Consider the following 22,089-nt stretch of genomic DNA (forward strand, 5'->3'; position numbering starts at 1 on the left):
GACAGGATGACCGAGGACGGCGCGACCGTCACAACTCTCGGGCCTGTGTCCGGACGTGTCGCACGTCACCGCTGGCGAGCTCCACGGTCCCCTCCGCCGTCCGGACGACGAGCCGGCCGTCCCAGTCCACCGACTCGGCGGTGCCCTCGAGGGTGGAGCCGTCCGGGAGGCTCACGACGACCGGCGTGCCGACGGTGGAGCACCAGGCCAGGTAGTCGCGGGCCAGTCCGCTGCGCACCGGGTCGCCCAATGCCTCCACCCACGGCAGGTAGCGCCGCTCGACGGCGCGCAGGAACTGCAGCAGCACCGAGGCCCGGTCGACCGGCCGGCCGGCGGCCATCGCGAGCGAGGTGCCGCCCTCCGGCAGCTCCTCGGCGCGGGTGGAGACGTTCAGGCCCACCCCGACGACGACGGCCCCCGACCCGACCTCGGCGAGGATGCCGGCCAGCTTGCCGCCGTCGGCGGACAGCAGGTCGTTGGGCCACTTCAACGAGGTCCGCACGCCGGGCACCTCGCCGACCGCCTCGGCGAGCGCGACGCCGACGAGCAGGGGCAGCCACCCCCGCCGAGCCGCGGGCACGTCGGGGCGCAGGAGGACCGAGACGGTGAGCCCGGCGCGGGGCGGTGAGGCCCACGTCCGGTCCAACCGCCCCCGCCCGGCGGCCTGGTACTCGGCGACGAGCACGGTGCCCTCCGGCGCGTCGTCCGCGGCCGCCGCCAGCAGCGCGGCGTTGGTGGAGCCCACCTCGGGGACCACCTCGACCGACCGCCACAACCGGCTGCCGGGACACAGGGCCGCGGCGACGGCGGGACCGTCGAGCGGCGCTCGCGCGGGGTCGGCGGAGGCGGACGGCGACGGCTCGGGCACTCGCCTACGCTACGGAACTCGGAAGCGGCCTGGCGAGCACCCGCCGGGGAGCACCGCGGCGCCGCGGACGAGGCCGGCCGGCGCCGACCAGCGCCATCGAGGAGGACCGTGAGCGCGGCTGAACTGGAGAGCGCCGGGGACCACGTGCCCGGCGACGTCGACATCCACACGACCGCCGGCAAGCTGGCGGACTTCGAGCGGCGGGTGCAGGAGGCCACGCACGCCGGCTCGGAGCGCGCGGTCGAGAAGCAGCACGCCGCGGGGAAGATGACCGCCCGCGAGCGGATCGAGGCGTTGCTGGACCCGGGTTCGTTCACCGAGCTCGACGAGTTCGCCCGCCACCGCTCCTCCAACTTCGGCATGGACGCCCGGCGCCCGTTCGGGGACGGCGTCGTGACCGGATACGGCACCGTCGACGGCCGGCCGGTGTGTGTGTTCTCCCAGGACGTGACCGTCTTCGGGGGCAGCCTCGGCGAGGTCTACGGCGAGAAGATCGTCAAGGTCCTCGACCTGGCGATGCGCAACGGCTGCCCGGTCATCGGCATCAACGAGGGCGGCGGCGCGCGCATCCAGGAGGGCGTGGTGTCCCTCGGCCTGTACGCGGAGATCTTCCGGCGCAACGTGCACGCCTCCGGGGTCATCCCGCAGATCTCCCTGGTGATGGGCGCCGCGGCCGGCGGCCACGTCTACTCCCCCGCGCTCACCGACTTCGTGGTGATGGTCGACAAGACCAGCCAGATGTTCATCACCGGCCCCGACGTGGTGAAGACGGTGACCGGCGAGGACGTCACGCTCGAGGAGCTCGGCGGCGCCCGCACGCACAACACCAAGTCCGGCGTGGCCCACTACCTGGCCGAGGACGAGGCCGACGCGCTGGACTACGTCAAGGCGCTGCTGTCCTACCTGCCGAGCAACAACCTCGACCCGCTGCCGGTCCTGGAGGTGGCGCCGGCCGACACGACCCCCGCCGGGGTCACCGACGCCGACCGGGAGCTGGACACCTTCATCCCGGACTCGGCGAACACGCCCTACGACATGCACACCGTCATCGAGCACGTGCTCGACGACGGCGAGTTCCTCGAGGTGCAGCCGCTGTTCGGCCCGAACATCGTGGTCGGCTTCGGCCGGGTCGAGGGCCGCCCGGTCGGCGTCGTGGCCAACCAGCCCACCCAGTTCGCCGGCACGCTGGACATCGACGCCAGCGAGAAGGCGGCGCGGTTCGTGCGCACCTGTGACGCCTTCAACGTCCCGGTGCTGACCTTCGTCGACGTCCCCGGGTTCCTCCCCGGCACCTCGCAGGAGTGGGAGGGGATCATCCGCCGCGGCGCGAAGCTGATCTACGCCTACGCCGAGGCGACGGTCCCGAAGATCACCGTCATCACCCGCAAGGCCTACGGCGGCGCCTACGACGTCATGGGCTCCAAGCACCTCGGCGCCGACCTCAACCTGGCCTGGCCGACGGCCCAGATCGCGGTCATGGGCGCCCAGGGCGCGGTCAACATCCTCTACCGGCGCGAGCTCGCCGAGGCCGAGGACCCCGACGCCCGCCGCGCCGAGCTGATCACCGAGTACGAGGACGCCCTGCTCTCGCCGTACATCGCGGCCGACCGCGGGTACGTCGACCAGGTGATCCGCCCGTCGGAGACCCGCGTCGAGGTCACCAAGGCCCTGCGGCTGCTGGCCAACAAGCGCCAGACGCTGCCGCCCAAGAAGCACGGGAACATCCCGCTGTGAGCGAGCAGCCCCTGCTGCGGGTCGTCCGGGGCGAGCCCACCCCCGAGGAGCTCGCCGCCCTCACCGTGGTCGTCGCCGCGCTGGCGCAGCGACGACCACGCCGCCGGGCCACCCCGGTCGGGGCCTGGGCCGCGTTCGGGGACGCCCACCGCACACCACTGCGCCCCGGCCCCGGCGGCTGGCGCGCCTCAGGGAGGTTCGCATGAGTGCCGACCGTCGGCTGGTGCTGGCGTCGGCGTCCCCGGCGCGGCTGACCCTGCTGCGCCAGGCGGGCCTGACCCCCGAGGTCGTCGTCAGCGACGTCGACGAGTCGTCGGTGACCGCCCCGCGGGTGGGTGAGCTGGTCGCGCTCCTGGCCGCCGCCAAGGCCGGGGCGGTCGCCGAGCAGGAGACCGACGCGCTCGTCGTCGGTGCCGACTCGCTGCTGGAGTTCCGCGGGCAGGCGCTGGGCAAGCCGGCCGACGCCCGGGACGCCCGCGACCGGTGGCAGCGGATGAGCGGCAAGAGCGGCGTGCTGCACACCGGCCAGGCGCTGTGGGACGTCCGGGACGGCCGGGTGGTGAGCCGGGACGTCGCCGTCGTGTCCACCACGGTGCACTTCGCCACCCCCACCGCGCAGGAGATCGAGGCCTACCTCGCGACCGGGGAGCCGCTGGCCGTGGCCGGCGCGTTCACCCTCGACGGGCTCGGCGCCCCCTTCGTGCGCCGGGTGGACGGCGACCCCGCGGCCGTGGTCGGGCTGTCCCTGGCGACCCTGCGCACCCAGCTGGCCAAGCGCGGGCTGGCGATCACCGACCTCTGGCGACGCTGACACCGCCTCGCCCCCACACCGTCCCGACCCGAGGAGAACGAACCGGTGCAGAAGGTCCTGATCGCCAACCGCGGTGAGATCGCGGTGCGCGTCGCCCGCGCGTGCAAGGACGCCGGGCTGACCAGCGTCGCCGTCTACGCCGAACCCGACCGCGACGCGCTGCACGTGCGGACCGCCGACGAGGCCTTCGCCCTGGGCGGGACGACGCCCGGTGACTCCTACCTGGTCATCGACAAGATCCTCGACGCCGCCCGGCAGTCCGGTGCCGACGCCGTCCACCCCGGCTACGGGTTCCTCTCGGAGAACGCGGACTTCGCCCGGGCGGTCATCGACGCGGGGCTCACCTGGATCGGCCCCTCGCCCGAGGCGATCATCGCCCTCGGCGACAAGGTCCAGGCCCGGCACATCGCCACGAAGGCCGGCGCGCCGCTGGTGCCCGGCACCAAGGACCCGGTCTCCGGCGCCGACGAGGTGGTCGCCTTCGCCGAGGAGCACGGCCTGCCGGTGGCCATCAAGGCGGCCTTCGGCGGCGGCGGCCGCGGGCTGAAGGTGGCCCGCACCATGGAGGAGATCCCGGAGCTGTTCGACTCCGCCGTCCGCGAGGCGGTCTCCGCCTTCGGCCGCGGCGAGTGCTTCGTCGAGCGGTTCCTGGACAAGCCCCGGCACGTCGAGGCCCAGGTCCTGGCCGACACCCACGGCACCGTCGTCGTCGTCGGCACCCGCGACTGCTCCCTGCAGCGGCGCAACCAGAAGCTGGTCGAGGAGGCGCCCGCGCCGTTCCTGACCGACGAGCAGCGGGCGCGGATCCACGAGTCGGCCAAGGCCATCTGCAAGGAGGCCGGCTACCACGGCGCCGGCACCGTCGAGTACCTCGTCGGCGCCGACGGGTCGATCTCCTTCCTGGAGGTCAACACCCGCCTACAGGTCGAGCACCCGGTCAGCGAGGAGACCAGCGGCATCGACCTGGTCCGCGAGCAGTTCCGCATCGCCGAGGGCCTCCCCCTCGACATCACCGAGGACCCCGCCCCGCGCGGCCACAGCATCGAGTTCCGCATCAACGCCGAGGACGCCGGCCGCAACTTCATGCCGGCCCCGGGCCCGGTGCAGCGGCTGGAGATCCCGCAGGGTCCCGGCGTGCGGTGGGACTCCGGCGTGGCGACCGGCGGCGAGGTCGCCGGCGCGTTCGACTCGATGCTGGCCAAGCTGATCGTCACCGGCGCCACCCGCGAGGAGGCGCTGCAGCGCTCCCGCCGCGCCCTGGACGAGCTGGTCGTCGAGGGCATGCCGACGGTGATCCCGTTCCACCGGGCCGTCGTCCGCGACGAGGCGTTCACCAGCGAGCCGTTCACGGTGCACACCCGCTGGATCGAGACCGAGTGGGACAACCAGGTCCCGCCGTACACCGCACCGCCCGCCGAGCACGGCGAGCCGGAGGAGCGGCAGACCGTCGTCGTCGAGGTCGGCGGCCGCCGGCTGGAGGTGTCGCTGCCCGCCGGGCTGGCCGCCGGCGGCGGCGCCCCCGCCGCGGCGTCCGGCGCCAAGCCGCGCAAGCGGGGCGGCGGGCACGGCGGCTCGGCCGCCTCCGGCGACTCCCTGACCAGCCCGATGCAGGGGACGATCGTCAAGGTCGCGGTCTCCGACGGGGACACCGTGGCCGCCGGCGACCTCGTCGTCGTCCTCGAGGCGATGAAGATGGAGCAGCCGATCGCCGCCCACAAGGCGGGCACCGTCACCGGGCTGTCGGCCGAGGTGGGCGCGACCGTCACCAGCGGTGCGGTGATCTGCACGATCGCCGACGCCGTGTAGGGCGTCGAGGGCCCCCTCCCGGCCCGGGGGCGGGCCCGCCGGGCGTCAGCCGTGGGTGCGTGCCCGGGCCAGCGCCCAACCGGCGAGCGCGACCGCGCCGAGACCGCCGCCCGCCAGCGCCGGGAGCGGCCACCCGCCGTCGCCCGAGGTCTGCGCCGCGGTCTGCACCGCGACCCCGCGCAGGGCATCGGCGAGCGCCGGCGTGCCCGCGACGTCCGGGGCGCCGAGGACCGTCCCGGGAGCCCCGGCGCCGGAGGAGCCACCGGCCTCGGGGAGGGTGACCGCGGCGGGCGCGGCGGGCGCGGCGGGCGCTGCGGGCGCGGCCGCCTGCGGGTCCGCGGGCAGCACCGCGGGGTCCCGACCGCCCGGCTCGTCCGGCAGCGGGGTGGTCGCGACGGTGTCCCCGGCGGCGCTGGTCACCGTGACGGTGGCGCCGGCGGCGGAGACCGCCTCGACGGTGACCGTGAGGTCGCCACCGGACACCGGGACCGGGACGCCCACCGGCAGCGCCGCCTGCAGGTCCTCGTCCCAGGCCGCGGCGGGGGACGGCGTGCCGTCGAGGAGCAGCGCGGTGTCGGGCATCTCGCCGGTGCGGTGCAGCAGGACGCCGGTCTGCAGGTCGAAGCGGTTGTCGGCGGTGCCCAGCCACGCGTCGCGCCCGGTGGCCGCGCGGTACTCCATCCAGTAGGTGGCGCCCTCCGGGTCGGTCAACCGCACGGCGCGGGTGCCGGTGCGGCCGGACAGCGGCGCGAGGGTCACCGTGGTGGCCGGGCCGCCCGCCGCGACGGCCGCCTGGGCCGACGCGGGGAGGACGCCGAGCTGTGCCGCCTGCGGGGCGTTGAGGGCGCCCACCGAGCTCCACGAGGCACCCATGACGTCGTAGTAGTCCCGGTAGGCGGCGGTGCGGCAGTCCCCGGTCTCGACGCCGGCGTCGCACTGGTGGCCCGAGGAGTGCCCCAGGCCGAAGTTGTGCCCCAGCTCGTGTGCGATCACCGAGGGCAGGACGTCGCGGACGTAGAGCCGGCCACCCGCGCCGGGACCCGAGCCGACCTGGCCGAGCGCGTAGGAGCAGCCGGGCAGCGAGCGGGGCAGGCTGCTGACGTAGAGCAGGAGGTGGCGGCCGGGAGCGGCCTCGAAGCCGATCCGGGCGGCGGCCTCGTTCCACAGCGCGGTGGGGTCCGCGCAGCCGGCGTCGGTGTGCACCCACGGGTGGGTCTCGGTGACCCCGAGGGTCACGGCGCCGTCGGTCTGCTCGGCCCAGAAGTCCGCGACCGGGCCGTCCACGGCGGCGGCGACCTGCGCCGGCGTCGTCCCGTCCTCGGTCCCGCCCGCCGGCACGACCAGGGCCACGGTGACCTGGTTGGTGAGCGCCGCGGTCCGGGCCGCGTCGTGCACGGGGGCGCTCCGCACCACCTCGGCGTCGAGGACGTCCCGGGCGGCCTCGTAGCCGTCCGCCCCGGCGGCGTCGGCCAGCCGGTCCCCCACGGTGACCGCGACGGTCGACCCGACGGGCAGGTCGGCGACGGCCTCGGTGGGCACGCGCACGGCCCCACCGGCCTCGGTCTCGACCCAGCTCAGCGGAGCCTCGGCCGCCTCACCCTCGGCGGAGTCGGCACCGGCGGGGGCGCCGGCCAGGTCGGTCTCCGGCCAGGCCTGCACCAGCTCCCCGACCACGGTGTCGCCGGGCTCGTCGGCCCGCGCCGCCGCGGTCGGCAGCGCCAGGGAGACGACGACCGCGGTGGCCACACCGGCCAGCGCGCGGAGGCGACGGCGGGCAGCGGGGGCGGTCCGGGTGGGGTGCATCCCCTACCCCATCGGCGGGTCCGCTCCCCATCGGCACCGGCGCCGGGGGATCCAGCCGAACCCGGTGTCACACCCGTCTCAGCGACCCCGGCACCCTCACCGGCCCCGTCCCGGGCCTCCCCGGTCCTCTCAGGCGAGGGCGTCGGCCCCCATCAGCCGCCGTCCGGCCTCGGTGATCGAGCCGGACAGCGACGGGTAGATCGCGAAGGTGTGCGCCAGGTCGCTCACCGTGAGCCCCTTGGTGACCGCCAGTGCGATCGGCAGGATCAGCTCCGAGGCGCCGGGCGCGACCACGACCCCGCCCACGACGACACCTGTCGACTGGCGGGCGAACAGCTTGACGAAGCCGTCGCGCAGGTCGGCCATCTTCGCCCGGGCGTTGGTCGCCAGCGGCAGCCGGACGACGTCGATCTGGGCGTCCTCGGGCAGCGACTTCTCCTGCACGCCGACGGTGGCGATCTCCGGGTGGGTGAAGACGTTACCCGCAACCGTCTTGAGCCGGATCGGCTGGACGGCCTCGCCGAGGGAGTGCCACATGGCGATCCGCCCCTGCATCGCCGCCACGGAGGCCAGCTGGAAGACGCCGGTCACGTCCCCGGCGGCGTAGATGCCGGGCACGCTGGTGCGCGAGACCCGGTCGACGACCACGTGCCCGGACGGCGAGAGCTCCACCCCGCACTGCTCGAGGTTGAGCCCGGCGGTGTTGGGGACGGTGCCGACGGTCATCAGCGCGTGCGAGCCCTCGACGGTGCGGCCGTCGGTCAGCTCGACCGAGACGCCCTTCTCGGTGCGCCGCACGCCGGCGGCCCGGCCGCGCTCCAGCCGCCCGCCGCGGGACTGGAAGACCTGCTCGAGCACCTCGGCGGCGTCGGAGTCCTCGCCGGGCAGGACCCGGTCGCGAGAGGACACCAGCGTGACCGGGACGCCGGCCTCCAGGTAGCCGGAGGCGAACTCGGCGCCGGTGACGCCCGAGCCGACGACGACCAGGTGCTCGGGCATCTCCTGCAGGTCGTAGACGTCGCGCCAGTCGAGGATCCGCTCGTGGTCGGGCTCGGCCCCGGGCAGGACGCGGGGGTCGGCGCCGGTGGCGATGAGGACGACGTCGGCCTCGAGCGTCTCGCTCACCGCGCCGTCGCCGTCGACCACCTCGACCCGGTGCTCGACCAGGCCACGGACGTCGTCGGCCATGCGGCCCTGACCGGCGACCACACGCACGCCCTCGCCGAGCAGCCGCGCCTTGATGTCGGCCGACTGCGCGACCGCGAGCCCCTTGACCCGCTGGTTGACCGCGCCGAGGTCGATGCCCACGGCGGCCAGCTCGGCGCCCTGCACCCCGAGGGCAGCGGAGTCGCGCACGTTGGTCATCGCCCCGGCCGAGGCGATGAAGGTCTTCGAGGGGACGCAGTCGGTGAGCACGCTGGCCCCGCCGACGCCGTCCCGCTCGACGACGGTGACCTCGGCGCCGAGCGATGCGCCGACCAGCGCGGCCTCGTAGCCGGCGGGACCGCCGCCGATGATCACGATGCGGGTCATGAGGGTCCTCGGGGGATGCGGTGCGGACACGTGCCGAGGCCATTCTCCCCGCTCTCGCGACCGGCGTCGTCCATCCCCCGGGGAGGGGCGCGCCACACGGCCGTAGGCTGGCCAGGCGATGGGCCTCTACGCCGCGTTCGGGTCGAACATGGACCCCGCACAGATGCTCCGACGCTGTCCCTCCTCGCCGCACACCGGCACCGGCTGGATCCGGGGCTGGCGGCTGACCTTCGGCGGGGAGGACCTCGGCTGGGAGGGTGCGCTGGCCACCCTGGTCCCCGACGACACCACCCCCGGGGAGTCGCTGTCCCCCGGCGTCTTCGTGGCCCTCTACGACCTCACCGAGGCCGACGAGCGGGCGCTGGACGCGTGGGAGGGCGCCGACCTCGGGCTCTACCGCAAGCTGCACCTGCGGGTGCACACGCTCACCGGCGACCAGGTCGCCTACGTGTACGTGCTCGACGCGTTCGAGGGCGGCCTCCCCTCGGCGCGGTACCTCGGCGCCCTCGCCGACGCCGCCGAGGCCGCCGGCGCCCCGGACGACTACCTGACCGAGCTCCGCTCCCGGGAGTGCCGCTCCACCGGCGTCTGACCCCGCCCCGCTCCGCCTCCGCTCCCCGTGCTTCGCCTCCGCGCCCGGTGCTTCGCCTCCGCTCCCGGTGCTTCGCCTCCGTGATCATGAAGTCCTGGAAGCGACACGCCGCCTCAATGCGGGGTGCCGCGTCCCGGACTTCATGATCGCGGCCGGAAGGGGACGCCGAGCGCGCGGGCCGTCCGCGCCACCAGGGCGACGTGCCACCGGTAGACGTCGATCGCCGTGACGTGCAGCAACGTCCACCGGTGCTCGGTCAGCCAGTTGTGCCGGTCCCGGTCCGCGGCCAGCTGTTCGCGGGTCATGTGCGCCTCCAGCCCGTCGAACTCGGCCCCGACGAGCTGGTCCTCCCACCCCACGTCCAGGTGGTGGGTGCGTCCGCCGTCGCTCAGTCGCACCTGGACGGTCGGCGCGGGCAGCCCGCCGTCGATGAAGCGCCAGCGCATGCGCGACTCCATCGGGGACTCCGCTCCCGCGTCGGCGTGCGGCACCAGCTCCCGCAGCCGCGCCACCTGGCGGAGGCCCCGCATCGACTCCGCGGCGGCCACCAGGTCCGCCGGGGTGCAGGTCCCTGACCGCAGGGCCGCGTCCAGCGTCGCGAGACCGTCGAGGGGTGCGGTCGTGCGGACGACGTCGCACGCCGTGCGCGCCGGCGGGGTGCACCAGACGCCGTCCACGAGCACGGCGTCGTCGGTGCCGAGGCTCGACGGGTGGACCTGCACCCCTGGCAGGCGCCTGTTGACCAGCTGCGGCGGGCCCAGGAAGTGCAGTGTCGGATCGCCGATGACGCCGAAGCCCCACACCGCGGCCGCGGTCGAGTGGCAGGCCACGAGGTCGGCACCGGCAGCCAGCGCAGCAGCACGCAGCTGCAGGGCGGGGCAGTCCGGCAGCTCACCGTCGACCAGCACGCCGCGCCAGCGGGTCCGCCGCCACCGACCGGCGCGGACATGGCGCCGCAACTCGGCGTCGGTGACGTGGCTCAGGGCCTGCGCGGTGGTGAAGACGCCGTGCTGGGCGGCCACGAGGCGGTAGAACGCGAAGTCCACCGCCGCAGCGTCGAGAGTCGCAGCCCGCAGCGGACGGCCACCGCGCGATCTGTGGACGCCGCGCTCCCTGTGGACTCCCCGCGATCATGAAGTCCGGGAAGGGGCGCGCCGTCGCTGCGCGGGGTGTCGCCTCCCGGACTTCATGATCGCGGAGGTGGGGGCCGCGGAGGTGGGGGTCGCGGCGAACGGGGGCAGAACCGGCGCTCAGGGCTCCGGGGCGGCGAGGAAGGTCTCCAGCAGCTGCTGCGCGGCCAGAGCGGGGGTCAGCTCCCCCGCCAGCACCGCCTTCTCCAGCTCCGGCCCGGCCGACCGGACGCCGGGGTGCGCCCGCAGCCGGTGTTCGAGCCCGTCGCGCACCAGCTGCCACGTCCACCGCACCTGCTGCGTGCGGCGGCGCTCCTCGAACTCGCCCGACGCCCTCATCCGGTCCTGGTGCTCGACGACCGCGGCCCAGACGCGGTCCAGCCCCTCACCGGTCAGCCCGGCGCAGGTGAGCACGGGGACGTCCCAGCCGCCCTCGACGTGACCGCGCAGCATGCGGATCGCCCCGGCCAGCTCCCGCGCCGCCCGCCGGGCGTCGACCGCACCCGGCCCGTCGGCCTTGTTCACCGCGATGACGTCGGCGATCTCGAGGATCCCGCGCTTGATGCCCTGCAACTGGTCGCCGGTGCGGGCCAGCGTCAGGAACAGGAAGGAGTCGACCATCTCGGCGACGGCCACCTCCGACTGCCCGACGCCGACGGTCTCCACCAGCACGACGTCGTGGCCGGCGGCCTCCACGACGACCATCGACTCCCGCGTCGCCTGCGCGACCCCGCCGAGCGTCCCGGACGTCGGCGAGGGCCGGATGAACGCCTGCGGGTCCACCGACAGCCGGGCCATGCGGGTCTTGTCGCCGAGGATCGACCCGCCGGACCGGGCCGACGACGGGTCGACGGCGAGCACCGCGACCCTCGACCCGGCGGCGGTCAGGGCGACCCCGAGGGAGTCGATGAACGTCGACTTGCCCACCCCGGGGACGCCGCTGATCCCGACCCGACGCGCCGAGCCGGTGTGCGGCAGCAGCTCCACCAGCAGCTCCTGCGCCCGCTCGCGGTGGTCGGCGCGCTGCGACTCGACGAGCGTGATGGCCCGCGCGACGGCCCGGCGCTCCCCGGCGAGGACCCCCTCGACCAGCGCCGGGACGTCGACCGGTCGACCCGCCATCAGTGCCGGAGTCGGTCCGAGAGCGTGCGCAGCAGCCCCTGCGCCGCCTCGGCGATGACCGTGCCGGGGAGGAACACCTCGGCCGCGCCCATCTCCTTCAACGTCGGGACGTCGTCGGGCGGGATGACCCCACCGACGACGATGACGACGTCCTCCGCACCGAGGTCGGCGAGGGCCTGCTTGAGGGCCGGCACGAGCGTGAGGTGACCCGCCGCCAGCGACGAGACGCCGACGACGTGCACGTCGGCCTCCACCGCCTGCCGGGCCACCTCCTCCGGCGTCTGGAACAGCGGGCCGACGTCGACGTCGAACCCGAGGTCGGCGAAGGCCGTCGCGATCACCTTCTGGCCGCGGTCGTGGCCGTCCTGGCCCATCTTGGCCACGAGGATGCGGGGACGTCGTCCCTCGGCCTGCTCGAACGCCTCGGCCATGCGCCGGGTCTCCTCCATGGGGCCCGATGCTCCCGCCTCCTCCCGGTACACACCCGAGATGGTGCGCACCTGGCCCGCGTGCCGCCCGTAGACCTCCTCCAGCGCGTCGGAGATCTCGCCGACGGTCGCCTTGGCCCGCGCCGCGTCGACGGCGAGCTTGAGCAGGTTCGAGTCCAGCGAGGAGTCCCGCCGTCCCTCCGCGGCCGCGCGGGCGGCGTCGGTGAGCCGGCGCAGCGCGTCGGTCACCGCCCCGGGGTCGCGGGAGGCCCGCAGCTCCTCCAGCTTCGCCTTCTGCTGGGCCAGCACGTCGGCGTTGTCGACGCGCAGCACCTCGATGGCCTCGTCGGCGTCCACCCGGTACTTGTTCACGCCGATGACCGGCTGCCGGCCGGAGTCGATGCGGGCCTGGGTGCGCGCCGCGGCCTCCTCGATGCGCAGCTTCGGGATGCCGTCGTCGATCGCCTGCGCCATGCCGCCGTGCTCGGCGACCTCCTCGATGTGCGCCCACGCCCGGCGGGCCAGGTCGTAGGTCAGCTTCTCCACGTACGCCGACCCGCCCCACGGGTCGATGACCCGCGTCGTCCCCGACTCCTGCTGGAGCAGCAGCTGGGTGTTGCGGGCGATCCGGGCGGAGAAGTCGCTGGGCAGCGCGAGCGCCTCGTCGAGGGCGTTGGTGTGCAGCGACTGGGTGTGCCCCTGGGTCGCGGCCATCGCCTCCAGGCAGGTGCGGACGACGTTGTTGAACACGTCCTGCGCGGTCAGCGACCAGCCCGAGGTCTGCGAGTGGGTGCGCAGCGACAGCGACTTGGGGTTCTGCGCGCCGGCCTCCTTCATCAGCCGGGCCCACAGCAGCCGGCCGGCCCGGAGCTTGGCGACCTCCATGAAGAAGTTCATGCCGATCGCCCAGAAGAAGCTCAACCGCGGCGCGAACGCGTCGACGTCCAGCCCCGCGCCCTTGCCCGCCTGCACGTACTCCACCCCGTCGGCCAGCGTGTAGGCCAGCTCCAGGTCGGCCGTCGCCCCCGCCTCCTGGATGTGGTAACCGGAGATGGAGATCGAGTTGAACCGCGGCATCTGCTGCGAGGTGAACGCGAAGATGTCGCTGACGATCTGCATCGACGGCTTCGGCGGGTAGATGTAGGTGTTGCGGACCATGAACTCCTTGAGGATGTCGTTCTGGATGGTCCCGGCCAGCTGCGCGGGCGCCACCCCCTGCTCCTCCGCGGCGAGGACGTAGAGCGCCATCACCGGCAGCACCGCGCCGTTCATGGTCATCGAGACGCTCATCCGGTCCAGCGGGATGCCGTCGAAGAGCTGCCGCATGTCCAGGATCGAGTCGATCGCCACCCCGGCCATGCCGACGTCGCCGACCACCCGCGGGTGGTCGGAGTCGTAGCCGCGGTGGGTGGGCAGGTCGAAGGCGACCGACAGGCCCTTCTGCCCTGCGGCGAGGTTGCGCCGGTAGAAGGCGTTGGACTCCGCCGCGGTGGAGAAACCCGCGTACTGGCGGATCGTCCACGGCTGGGTCGTGTACATCGTCGGGTAGGGGCCACGCAGGTACGGCGGCAGCCCGGGGAGGGTCTGCAGGAAGTCCAGGCCCTCGAGGTCGGCCGGCGTGTACAGCGGCGGGACGGCGATGCCCTCGGGCGTCTCCCAGGTCGCCTCCGCCACGCCGCGGCCGGTCGTCTCCTCGAACCGCTTGGCCCAGTCGTCCACCGTGGCGCCGGCCGCCGGTCGGCCCAGCTCGACGCCGCCGAAGTCGGGGATGCCGCTCATGCCGTGACTCCCAACTGCCCGTGGAGCGTGCGGAGGACGTCCAGTGCGTCACATCCGGCGTACACGTACCCGTCGACGCCGTCCACCCCGAGCGACGGTCTGCCGGCGAGCCACACCTGCGTGGCGCCGGCGGCGCGCAACTCCGCGGCGAGCGCTGCCGCGGACTCGCCGTAGTCGCGGTCGGTGCCGCAGATGCAGGCCACCGTCGTCCCGGCGTCGGCCAGGCCGCTCGCCCCGTCGCCGGACGGCGTCGCCAACCCGCCCGCCTGGAACAGGTTGGCCGCGAAGGTCGCCCGGGCGGTGTGCCGGGCGACCGGGCCGATCGTGGCCAGGTACACCCGTGGCCGCTCGGCCGCCGCCTCGGCGCGGTCGCGGAGCTCCTCGAACTCCTGCGCGGCGCGGACCCGGGGCAGCCCGCCGGCCGGGAGCAGGTCGGGCGCCGGTTGCCGCTCGGGCAGCTGCTCGGCCGGGTTGGGGAACTCGCTGACACCGGTGATCGCGTCGCTGCGGTGCGCCAGCCGCTCGGTGCGCGTGGCCCAGGCGGCGGCCAGCCGGTCCCGGACGAGTCCGGAGTCCAGCGCCGCGGCCAGCCCGCCGGCCCGCTCGATCTCGGTGAACCAGCCCCAGGCCGCCTCGGCGAGGGCGTCGGTGAGCGACTCGACGTACCAGGAGCCGCCGGCCGGGTCGAGCACCCGGGCGAGGTGGCCCTCCTCGACCAGCAGGCTCTGGGTGTTGCGGGCGATCCGGCGGGAGAAGGCGTCCGGCAGCCCGAGGGCGGCGTCGAACGGCTGCACGGTGACGACGTCGGCCCCGCCCACGCCGGCGGCGAAGCAGGCGACCGTCGTCCGCAGCATGTTCACCCACGGGTCGTGCCTGGTGGTCATCACCGAGGAGGTGACGGCGTGCTGGCGCTGGGCGCGCACGTCGGGTGCGGCGCCGCTGACCTCGCCGACCCGGTCCCACAGGCGGCGGGCGGCACGCAGGCCGGCGATCGTCGTGAACTGGTCGGCCGACGCGGAGAAGCGGAACTCCAGCTGGCCGAACGCCTCGTCGACCGGCAGTCCGCCCTCGGTCAGCGCCCGCAGGTAGGCGACCCCGGCGGCCAGTGCGCAGCCGAGCTCCTCGACGACGCTGCCCCCCGCGTCGGCGAAGACCGTGCCGTCGACGACCACCGTGCGCAGACCGGGGTGCGCGCTCGCGCGGCGGGCCACGTCCGCGAGCCCGGTGAGGTCCTGGGCCTGCCCGGACGCGGCGTGCACGCCGAGCGGGTCGAGGCCCAGCGAGCCGCCGGGCGCGAGGTCGGTGCGGCCCTCGACCAGCGAGAGGAACGCCTCGGCGGCCGCCGGGCCTCCGGAGACCGCCACCGGCGCGAGGTCGAGCAGGACGTCGGTGAGCACCTCGGGCAGCGCCTCGACCGGGACCGCGCCCTCGCCGAGCACCAGCCACAGCGAGGTGACGCCGTTCTCGAGGTCCGCGGCGATCGCCTCCCGGGTGACGGCGACGTCGGGGTGCGCGTGCCGCTGCCGGACGTCCCAGCCACCGGGCACGTCGCTGCCAGGAGCCCCGGCGCGCCCGCCGCGGACGAACGGCGGCAGGCCCGGGACGCCGACCGCACCGGGCAGGTCACCGGCGTCCTCGGCGGTGTAGAGCGGCGCCACGGACACGCCGGTGGCGACCGGGCGGCGCAGGGCGTCCTCGACCGGGTCGGGGAGCTCCTCGCGCCCGGCTTTGCGCAGCACACCGGCGACGAGGTCGCGCCACTGGTCGCGGGTCACGGCGGGGAACTCGCCGGCCAGCCGCAGGTCCTCGGGGACGGCGTGCTCGGCGGGCACCTCGGCGTCGGGGTGGGCCGGCTGCTGGTCGTCGGTCACGAGTCCTCCTCGCGGGCGCTCGTCGGACTCGTCCGTGGAACGGCTCTGCTCACGATCGGGTCCCCCTCCTCGGGTCCACCGGCGTCAGTGTCTACCGACGCCCGCCCTGCTCCGCGCGTCCGGGTCGTGGCGACGGGCCGGACGGCCGGGCCCCGGCGTCGGCGGACAGCGCGTGCAGGGCGGTGCGGGCCAGCAGCCGCACACCCACCCCGATCGCCCGCTCGTCGACGTCGAAGGTGCCCCGGTGCAGGTCCAGCGGGGCGCCGCCCCCGTGCGTGCCCAGCCGGGCCAGGGCGATGGGCAGGACGTCGGCGAACCAGCCGAAGTCCTCCCCGCCCATGCTCTGCGGGGACATCCGCAGCCCCTCGCTGCCGACCGTCTCCAGGGCCGCCGACCGCAGCAGCGCGACCGCCCGCGGGTCGTTGACCACCGGCGGCACCCCGCGGATGTAGTCGACCTCGACCTCGGCCCCGGTGGTCGCGGCCACCCGCTCGACCAGCGAGCGCAGCAGGCCCTCGGCCTCCTGCCAGGCGTCCCGGTCCAGCACCCGCACCGTGCCACGCAGGTGCCCGCGCTGCGGGATGGCGTTGGCCGCGACACCCGCGTTGACCGCACCCCACACCAGGGACATCCCGGCCCGCGGGTCGACCTGCCGGGACAGCAGCGAGGGCAGGTCGGTGATCAGCCGGCCCAGGGCGTCGACCAGGTCGACGGTCAGCTGCGGGCGGGCGGTGTGCCCCCCGGGCCCGGTCAGCGTGACGTCCATGCGGTCGCAGGCCGCGGTGATCGACCCGGTCCGCAGGCCCACCGTGCCGGCCGGGATCGACGGGTCGCAGTGCAGCGCGAAGGCCCGGGAGGCGCCGTCGAGCACGCCGGCGGCGACCACCTCGGTGGCGCCACCGGGCACGGTCTCCTCGGCCGGCTGGAAGACGCAGCGGACCGTGCCGGGCAGGCTGTCGAGGGTCGCCAGCGCCAGGGCCACGCCGAGGACGACGGTGGTGTGGACGTCGTGCCCGCAGGCGTGGCACGTGGACTCGCGGGTGGAGGCGTACGGCACGTCCTTGAGGTCGGGCAGCGGCAGCGCGTCGATGTCGGCCCGCAGCACCACGATCGGGTCGCCCGAGCCGATCTCCACGACCAGCCCGGTGCCGGTGGGCAGCCGCCGGGGCTGCAGGCCGCCGTCGCGCAGCCGCTGCTCGATGAAGGACGTCGTCTCGAACTCGGCGAAGGCCAGCTCGGGGTGGGCGTGCAGGTGCCGGCGGACCGCGACGAGCTGCTGGTTCCGCTCGGCGGCCCACTCGTCGACCGCCGTTCCCAGCTTCTCCGGGAACTGCGTCATGCCGGGCGGCCTCCGGCGGCGCCGGCCGGGTCCGGGGCGGGCAGGCCGTCCCGCAGCTCGGCGAGCAGGCTGTCGACGACGGCACACAGGTCGCCGTCGTGGGCGGCGGCCACCGCCCGCTGCCGCTGGTAGGAGGCGCCGACGGCGAGGACGCGTTCCACGTCGGCGAGCTCCGCCTCGCAGCCGAGCCGGCGGGCGGTCGGTGTGAGGTCCTCGACCAGGTCGGTGATCGCCTGGCGCACCGGCCGCACGGTGCCCTTCTCGTCGACGACGATGTCGGCGTCGAGCCCGTAGCGGGCCGCCCGCCACTTGTTCTCCCGCAGCACCCAGCTGGCCGGCACGGGCAGGGTGTAACCGCGGTCGAGCTCCCGGTCGAACTGCTCGACCAGGCACTGCGACAACGCGGCCACCGCGCCGATCTCCTCGAGGGTGGGCAGGCCGTCGCAGATGCGCAGCTCCACGGTGCCGAAGTCGGGGTGGGGACGGATGTCCCACCACACCTCGCGCACGCTCTCGATGGCGTGGGTGGAGATCAGCGTCTCCATGTACTGCTCGAAGCGGTCCCAGCCCGACAGCTGGTAGGGCAGCCCCGCGGTCGGCATCCCCTCGAAGACCTTGGAGCGGGCGCTGGCCAGGCCGGTGTCGGCGCCGACCCAGTACGGGGAGGACGCCGACAGCGCGAGGAAGTGCGGCACGTACTGGGTGAGCGCGTTGACGATCGGGATCGCCTTCTCCGGCGCCCGGACGCCGACGTGCACGTGCACCCCGAAGATCTGCAACCGGCGGGCCAGCCACTGCATCTTCTCGACCAGCTGGAGGTAGCGCTCCTTCGGCGAGATCTGCTGGGTCTGCCAGTCGGTGATGGGGTGGGTGCCCGCGCACATCAGGCCGAGCCCGCGGCGCTCGGCGGCGGCCCGGACCTCGGCGAGGGTGCCGGCCAGGTCGGCCTTCGCCTCGGCGACGGTGGTGCAGATGCCGGTGATGATCTCGATGGTCGACTGGAGCAGCTCGTGCTTGGCCTTGGGGTGCTCCTCGGCCCCCTCGGGCCTGATCTCCTGGAGGATCTCCACCGCGCCGGCGGTCAGCTGCCGGGTCTGCAGGTCGACGAGCTGCAGCTCCCACTCGACTCCCAGGCTGGCGCGCTCGGAGGAGCGGAAGGGAATCTGCACGCTGCGGAGTCTAGGGACGATCACGCCCCCCGGCTCCCGGTGCGAGCGCGGCGGGACCACGCAGGGAGCCCTGCAGGCGGGCCTGCGTTAGCGTCCGTGCGTGAGTGCACCTCCGGTCAACGACCCCGCAACCCTCGCCGCCCGGGCGGCCGACGACCTCGTCGCCGCGCTCGGCGACGGCCACGACGTCGCCATCGTCATGGGGTCGGGCTGGGCCCCGGCCGCCGACGCCTTCGGGACCGCCGCGGCGAGCGTCGCGATCGGTGACCTGCCCGGCTTCGCCGCCCCGACCGCGGTCGGCCACGGCGGGGAGGTCCGCTCGGTATGGGTCGGCGAGCGCCGGGTGCTGCTCTTCCTCGGGCGCACCCACCTCTACGAGGGCCGCGGCGTCGAGCCGGTGGTCCACGGCGTCCGGACGGCGGCTGCGGCGGGAGTGCGCACCGTCGTCCTCACCAACGCCGCCGGCGGGCTGGCCCCCGACCACCGGGTCGGCCAGGCGGTGCTGATCAGCGACCACCTCAACCTGACCGCCCGCTCCCCCCTGGTCGGCGCCACCTTCGTCGACCTCACCGACCTGTACTCGGCGCGGCTGCGGTCGCTGGCCCGGGAGCTCGACCCGACGCTCACCGAGGGCGTCTACGCGGCGCTGCCCGGGCCGCACTACGAGACGCCGGCCGAGATCCGGATGCTGCGCACGCTCGGCGCGGACCTGGTGGGCATGTCGACGGCGCTGGAGGCGATCGCCGCGCGCGCCGCGGGCCTGGAGGTCATGGGCCTGTCCATGGTCACCAACGCCGCCGCCGGGATCACCGGCGAGAAGCTCGACCACGAGGAGGTCCTCGCCGCGGGCAAGGCCGCCGCGGGCCGGCTCGGCGAGTTCCTCGTCGAGTTCGTGGGGCGGCTTCCATGAGCGGGCCGGTCCTCGTCACCGGGGCGGCCGGGCGGATCGGCACCGTGCTGCGCGGCGGGCTGCCCGAGCGCGGCTGGGCGGTGCGCTCGCTGGACGTCGTCCCCATCCCGGACACCCGCCCCGGCGAGGAGCAGGTGGTCGCCGACGTCACCGACCCGGCCGCGGTCCTGGACGCCGCGCAGGGGGCGAGCGCGGTCGTGCACCTGGCCGGCATCTCCGGCGAGTCCACCTGGCCGGCGATCGCGCACGCCAACATCGAGGGGACGTACTGCGTCCTGGAGGCCGCGCGGCTGGCCGACGTCCCGCGGGTGGTGCTGGCCAGCAGCAACCACGCCACGGGGTTCACGCCCCGCCCGGGGTCCGGTCTCCTGCGGGAGGCCGATGCCCCGCCGCGGCCGGACACCTACTACGGCGTCTCCAAGGTCGCGATGGAGGCGCTCGGCTCGCTCTACGTCGACCGGTACGGCCTGGACGTCGTCTGCCTGCGCATCGGCAGCGCCTTCCCCGAGCCGACGACGGTGCGCCAGCTGTCGACGTGGCTGTCCCCCGGCGACCAGGTCGGCCTCGTCGACGCCGCGCTGCGGGCGCCCTCGCCCGGGTTCGCCGTCGTCTGGGGCGTCTCGGCCAACACCCGCAACTGGTGGGACCTCACCGCCGCCCGGGCCCTCGGCTACGACCCGCAGGACGACGCCGAGGTCTTCGCCGAGGCGCTGCTCGAGGTGCACGGCGAGCCCGACCTCGCCGACCCGGTGCACGCCCGCGTCGGCGGCGAGTACACGACGGCGGGCTTCGACGCCGAGCACTTCGACCCGCCCGCTCCTCGCGGCGACATCGCACCGGGCAGCGGAGCCGACCGGTGACGGTGCTGGAGGTCGCCCGCGAGTGGGCCGACGCCGACCCGCACGAGGGCGACCGCGCCGAGATCGAGGCGCTCATCGAGGCCGAGAACCGGTCCGAGCTCGAGCGCCGGTTCGCTGGTCCGCTGACCTTCGGCACCGCCGGCCTGCGCGGGCCGCTGCGGGCGGGGCCGGCCGGGATGAACGCCGCCGTCGTCACCCGCGCCGCGGCCGGGCTGGCGCGGTACCTGTCCGACGAGGGGCACGCCGGGGGCGGGGTGGTCATCGGCTTCGACGCCCGCCGACGCTCCGACGAGTTCGCGCACGTCTCGGCCGCGGTGCTGGCCGGCGCCGGGTTCGCCGTCCAGGTGCTGCCGCGCCCGCTGCCCACGCCGGTGCTGGCCTTCGCCGTCCGGCACCTGGGCTGCGTGGCCGGGGTGATGGTCACCGCCAGCCACAACCCGCCCGACGACAACGGCTACAAGGTCTACCTCGGTGACGGCCGCCAGCTGGTGCCCCCGGCTGACCAGCGGATCGAGGCGGCGATCGCGTCGGTCGGCCCGGCCCGCGAGGTCCCGCTGTCCGACGACTGGGTCACCCTCGGGGACGACGTCCGGGACGACTACGTCGCCGCCGTCGTCCGGGCGCTGGAGCCCTCGACGGTGCCGGCCATCGTGCGGCAGGGGCTGACCGTCGCCTACACCGCCATGCACGGGGTCGGCGCGGACACCACCCGGGCGGTCTTCGCCGCCGCCGGCTTCGCGCCGCCGGTGAGCGTCGCCGAGCAGGACGCGCCCGACCCGGCCTTCCCGACGGTCGCCTTCCCCAACCCCGAGGAGCCCGGCGCCGTCGACCTGCTCGCCGCGCTGGCGTCCGGGATCGGCGCCGACGTGGCGATCGCCGAGGACCCCGACGCCGACCGCTGCTCGGTGGTCTGCGACGGCCGGCAGCTGACCGGGGACGAGGTCGGTGCCCTGCTGGCGGACTGGCTGCTGCGCCGCGGTGTCCGGGGCACGTACGCGTCGTCGCTGGTCAGCGGGTCCCTGATGCGGGTGGTCGCCGCCGCGCACGGCGTGCCGACCGAGGAGACCCCCACCGGGTTCAAGTGGATCATGCGGGCCGGGTCCGACACGGCGCCGCTGGTCTACGGCTACGAGGAGGCCCTGGGCTACTCCGTGGCGCCGGCGGTGGTGCGGGACAAGGACGGCATCTCCGCCGCGCTCGCCGTCGCGCTGATGACGGCGGAGCTGAGGGCGTCCGGCCGCAGCCTGATCGACCGGCTCGACGAGCTGGCCGTCGAGCACGGGCTCTACGTGACCGGGCAGCTGTCGGTGCGGGTCGAGGACCTCTCGCGGATCGCGGACATGATGGCCGGCCTGCGGGCCTCGCCGCCGTCCCGCCTGCTCGGTCGCGAGGTGGCCGCCGACGACCTGCGCGACCGGACGCCCGCGGTGGACGCCGTCCGGCTGCTCGGCGACGGGGTGCGGGTCATCGTCCGGCCCAGCGGCACCGAGCCCAAGCTCAAGGCCTACCTGGAGACGGTGGTCCCGGTGCCCTCGCCGGCCGCCGTGACCGATGCGCGGCGCCAGGGAGCCGAGGAACTCGACCGGCTGCGGGCGGAGATGGCCGCCGTCCTGGGGGTGTAGGTCGGTGGACGTCCGCGCGCTGGTCTTCGACGTCTTCGGCACCGTCGTGGACTGGCGCGGCGGCGTCGCCCGCGAGGTGCGGCGGCTGCTCGGCCCGTCGGTCGACGCCGAGGCGTTCGCGGACGACTGGCGGGGGCGGTACGTGCCGTCGATGGACCGGGTGCGCTCCGGCGAGCTGCCGTGGACGCCGCTGGACGCCCTGCACCGGTCCTCGCTGGACGAGGTGCTGGCCGCGGCGAGCCGTCCCGACGTGCCGGCCGACGTGCGCGACGAGCTGGTGCTCGCCTGGCACCGGCTGGACCCCTGGCCGGACGTCGTCCCGGGGCTGACCCGGTTGCGGCGCTCGCACGTGCTCGCGCCGCTGTCCAACGGCAACGTGGCGCTGATCGTGGACATGGCGCGCCGCGCGGGCCTGCCCTGGGACCTCGTCCTCGGCGCGGAGGTCGTGCGGCACTACAAGCCCGACCCGGAGGTCTACGACTCCGCGCCCGCGCTGCTGGCGCTGGCGCCGTCCCAGGTGCTGATGGTCGCTGCGCACGTCGACGACCTCGCCGCGGCCCGGGACCGCGGGCTGCGGACGGCGTACGTGCACCGCCCCGACGAGTTCGGCGGGCGGCGGGTGCCGCCGGCCTCCGACCCGGACGCCGACCTGTCGGTGTCCTCGTTCGGGGAGCTGGCCGACCGGCTGGGCGCCTGAGACCGGGTGCCGGAG

General features: G+C 75.2%; 18 protein-coding genes. 9 read left to right on the top strand and 9 right to left on the bottom strand.

Translation table 11 applies throughout. The annotated features are described in order from the left end of the window. Nucleotides 1-28: 28 nt before the first annotated feature. The gene (locus ACI79I_RS18860; protein WP_456993843.1) at nt 29-868 is read right to left on the bottom strand and encodes a biotin--[acetyl-CoA-carboxylase] ligase; all 840 of its coding nucleotides are present in this window, start codon (nt 866-868) and stop codon (nt 29-31) included. Between the two features lie 108 nt (nt 869-976). Here ACI79I_RS18860 and ACI79I_RS18865 point away from each other — a divergent pair, with 108 nt between their 5' ends. Genes ACI79I_RS18865 through ACI79I_RS18880 form a run of 4 tightly spaced genes read left to right on the top strand, consistent with a single transcriptional unit; the run spans nt 977 to nt 5,219 of the window. After that, nucleotides 977-2,602 (top strand): acyl-CoA carboxylase subunit beta, encoded by a 1,626-nt coding sequence (locus ACI79I_RS18865; protein WP_456993844.1) that lies wholly within the window; start codon nt 977-979, stop codon nt 2,600-2,602. Then, nucleotides 2,599-2,808, top strand: a complete 210-nt coding sequence (locus ACI79I_RS18870; protein ID WP_456993845.1) for an acyl-CoA carboxylase subunit epsilon — start codon at nt 2,599-2,601, stop codon at nt 2,806-2,808. Before ACI79I_RS18865 ends, ACI79I_RS18870 begins: the two co-directional genes overlap by 4 nt. Next, nucleotides 2,805-3,413 carry a Maf family protein gene (locus ACI79I_RS18875; protein ID WP_456993846.1) on the top strand — a complete coding sequence of 203 codons (609 nt, stop codon included), beginning with the start codon at nt 2,805-2,807 and terminating at the stop codon, nt 3,411-3,413. Before ACI79I_RS18870 ends, ACI79I_RS18875 begins: the two co-directional genes overlap by 4 nt. A 45-nt stretch (nt 3,414-3,458) precedes the next feature. Then, the gene (locus ACI79I_RS18880) at nt 3,459-5,219 is read left to right on the top strand and encodes an acetyl/propionyl/methylcrotonyl-CoA carboxylase subunit alpha (protein ID WP_456993847.1); all 1,761 of its coding nucleotides are present in this window, start codon (nt 3,459-3,461) and stop codon (nt 5,217-5,219) included. A 45-nt stretch (nt 5,220-5,264) separates the two neighbouring features. Here ACI79I_RS18880 and ACI79I_RS18885 read toward each other — a convergent pair whose 3' ends face one another. Together ACI79I_RS18885 and ACI79I_RS18890 are read right to left on the bottom strand one after the other, a co-directional pair. Beyond that, entirely contained in the window at nt 5,265-7,022 is a 1,758-nt protein-coding gene (locus ACI79I_RS18885) for a reprolysin-like metallopeptidase (protein ID WP_456993848.1), read from the bottom strand. Between the two features lie 129 nt (nt 7,023-7,151). Then, nucleotides 7,152-8,555, bottom strand: coding sequence for an NAD(P)H-quinone dehydrogenase (locus ACI79I_RS18890; RefSeq protein WP_456993849.1), 1,404 nt, complete (start codon nt 8,553-8,555; stop codon nt 7,152-7,154). A gap of 118 nt (nt 8,556-8,673) precedes the next feature. Here ACI79I_RS18890 and ACI79I_RS18895 point away from each other — a divergent pair, with 118 nt between their 5' ends. Further along, nucleotides 8,674-9,147 (top strand): gamma-glutamylcyclotransferase, encoded by a 474-nt coding sequence (locus ACI79I_RS18895; RefSeq protein ID WP_456943886.1) that lies wholly within the window; start codon nt 8,674-8,676, stop codon nt 9,145-9,147. A gap of 140 nt (nt 9,148-9,287) precedes the next feature. Here ACI79I_RS18895 and ACI79I_RS18900 read toward each other — a convergent pair whose 3' ends face one another. From ACI79I_RS18900 to ACI79I_RS18925, 6 genes are all read right to left on the bottom strand, one after another. Next, nucleotides 9,288-10,193, bottom strand: coding sequence for a type IV toxin-antitoxin system AbiEi family antitoxin domain-containing protein (locus tag ACI79I_RS18900; RefSeq protein WP_456993850.1), 906 nt, complete (start codon nt 10,191-10,193; stop codon nt 9,288-9,290). A 204-nt stretch (nt 10,194-10,397) separates the two neighbouring features. Continuing rightward, nucleotides 10,398-11,399 carry a methylmalonyl Co-A mutase-associated GTPase MeaB gene (gene meaB / locus ACI79I_RS18905; RefSeq protein ID WP_456993851.1) on the bottom strand — a complete coding sequence of 334 codons (1,002 nt, stop codon included), beginning with the start codon at nt 11,397-11,399 and terminating at the stop codon, nt 10,398-10,400. Beyond that, the gene (gene scpA / locus ACI79I_RS18910) at nt 11,399-13,606 is read right to left on the bottom strand and encodes a methylmalonyl-CoA mutase (protein ID WP_456993852.1); all 2,208 of its coding nucleotides are present in this window, start codon (nt 13,604-13,606) and stop codon (nt 11,399-11,401) included. Before scpA ends, meaB begins: the two co-directional genes overlap by 1 nt. After that, nucleotides 13,603-15,477 carry a methylmalonyl-CoA mutase subunit beta gene (locus ACI79I_RS18915; protein ID WP_456993853.1) on the bottom strand — a complete coding sequence of 625 codons (1,875 nt, stop codon included), beginning with the start codon at nt 15,475-15,477 and terminating at the stop codon, nt 13,603-13,605. Before ACI79I_RS18915 ends, scpA begins: the two co-directional genes overlap by 4 nt. Nucleotides 15,478-15,568: 91 nt before the next feature. Further along, nucleotides 15,569-16,816 (bottom strand): amidohydrolase, encoded by a 1,248-nt coding sequence (locus tag ACI79I_RS18920; RefSeq protein WP_456993854.1) that lies wholly within the window; start codon nt 16,814-16,816, stop codon nt 15,569-15,571. Beyond that, the gene (locus tag ACI79I_RS18925; RefSeq protein ID WP_456993855.1) at nt 16,813-17,985 is read right to left on the bottom strand and encodes a glutamate--cysteine ligase; all 1,173 of its coding nucleotides are present in this window, start codon (nt 17,983-17,985) and stop codon (nt 16,813-16,815) included. The genes ACI79I_RS18920 and ACI79I_RS18925 overlap by 4 nt, the downstream gene beginning before the upstream one ends. Nucleotides 17,986-18,085: 100 nt before the next feature. On the opposite strand from ACI79I_RS18925, the gene ACI79I_RS18930 reads away from it, so the two are divergent. The 4 genes from ACI79I_RS18930 to ACI79I_RS18945 are packed head-to-tail and all read left to right on the top strand — an operon-like array spanning nt 18,086 to nt 22,074. Continuing rightward, the gene (locus ACI79I_RS18930) at nt 18,086-18,895 is read left to right on the top strand and encodes a purine-nucleoside phosphorylase (RefSeq protein ID WP_456993856.1); all 810 of its coding nucleotides are present in this window, start codon (nt 18,086-18,088) and stop codon (nt 18,893-18,895) included. Then, nucleotides 18,892-19,755 (top strand): NAD-dependent epimerase/dehydratase family protein, encoded by an 864-nt coding sequence (locus tag ACI79I_RS18935; protein ID WP_456993857.1) that lies wholly within the window; start codon nt 18,892-18,894, stop codon nt 19,753-19,755. The genes ACI79I_RS18930 and ACI79I_RS18935 overlap by 4 nt, the downstream gene beginning before the upstream one ends. Next, nucleotides 19,752-21,377, top strand: a complete 1,626-nt coding sequence (locus ACI79I_RS18940; RefSeq protein ID WP_456993858.1) for a phospho-sugar mutase — start codon at nt 19,752-19,754, stop codon at nt 21,375-21,377. The genes ACI79I_RS18935 and ACI79I_RS18940 overlap by 4 nt, the downstream gene beginning before the upstream one ends. Nucleotides 21,378-21,381: 4 nt before the next feature. Continuing rightward, nucleotides 21,382-22,074: a haloacid dehalogenase type II gene (locus tag ACI79I_RS18945; RefSeq protein ID WP_456993859.1), complete on the top strand. Its 693-nt coding sequence runs from the start codon at nt 21,382-21,384 to the stop codon at nt 22,072-22,074. The last annotated feature ends 15 nt before the right edge of the window (nt 22,075-22,089 follow it).

The sequence above is a fragment of the Geodermatophilus sp. SYSU D01105 genome, assembly GCF_054050095.1.

Coding starts and splice junctions, on each gene's coding strand:
- ACI79I_RS18875 (WP_456993846.1), top strand. CDS start 2,805: ATGAGTGCCGACCGTCGGCTGGTGCTGGCGTCGGCGTCCCCGGCGCGG.
- ACI79I_RS18885 (WP_456993848.1), bottom strand. CDS start 7,022: ATGCACCCCACCCGGACCGCCCCCGCTGCCCGCCGTCGCCTCCGCGCG.
- ACI79I_RS18890 (WP_456993849.1), bottom strand. CDS start 8,555: ATGACCCGCATCGTGATCATCGGCGGCGGTCCCGCCGGCTACGAGGCC.
- ACI79I_RS18895 (WP_456943886.1), top strand. CDS start 8,674: ATGGGCCTCTACGCCGCGTTCGGGTCGAACATGGACCCCGCACAGATG.
- meaB (WP_456993851.1), bottom strand. CDS start 11,399: ATGGCGGGTCGACCGGTCGACGTCCCGGCGCTGGTCGAGGGGGTCCTC.
- scpA (WP_456993852.1), bottom strand. CDS start 13,606: ATGAGCGGCATCCCCGACTTCGGCGGCGTCGAGCTGGGCCGACCGGCG.
- ACI79I_RS18920 (WP_456993854.1), bottom strand. CDS start 16,816: ATGACGCAGTTCCCGGAGAAGCTGGGAACGGCGGTCGACGAGTGGGCC.
- ACI79I_RS18935 (WP_456993857.1), top strand. CDS start 18,892: ATGAGCGGGCCGGTCCTCGTCACCGGGGCGGCCGGGCGGATCGGCACC.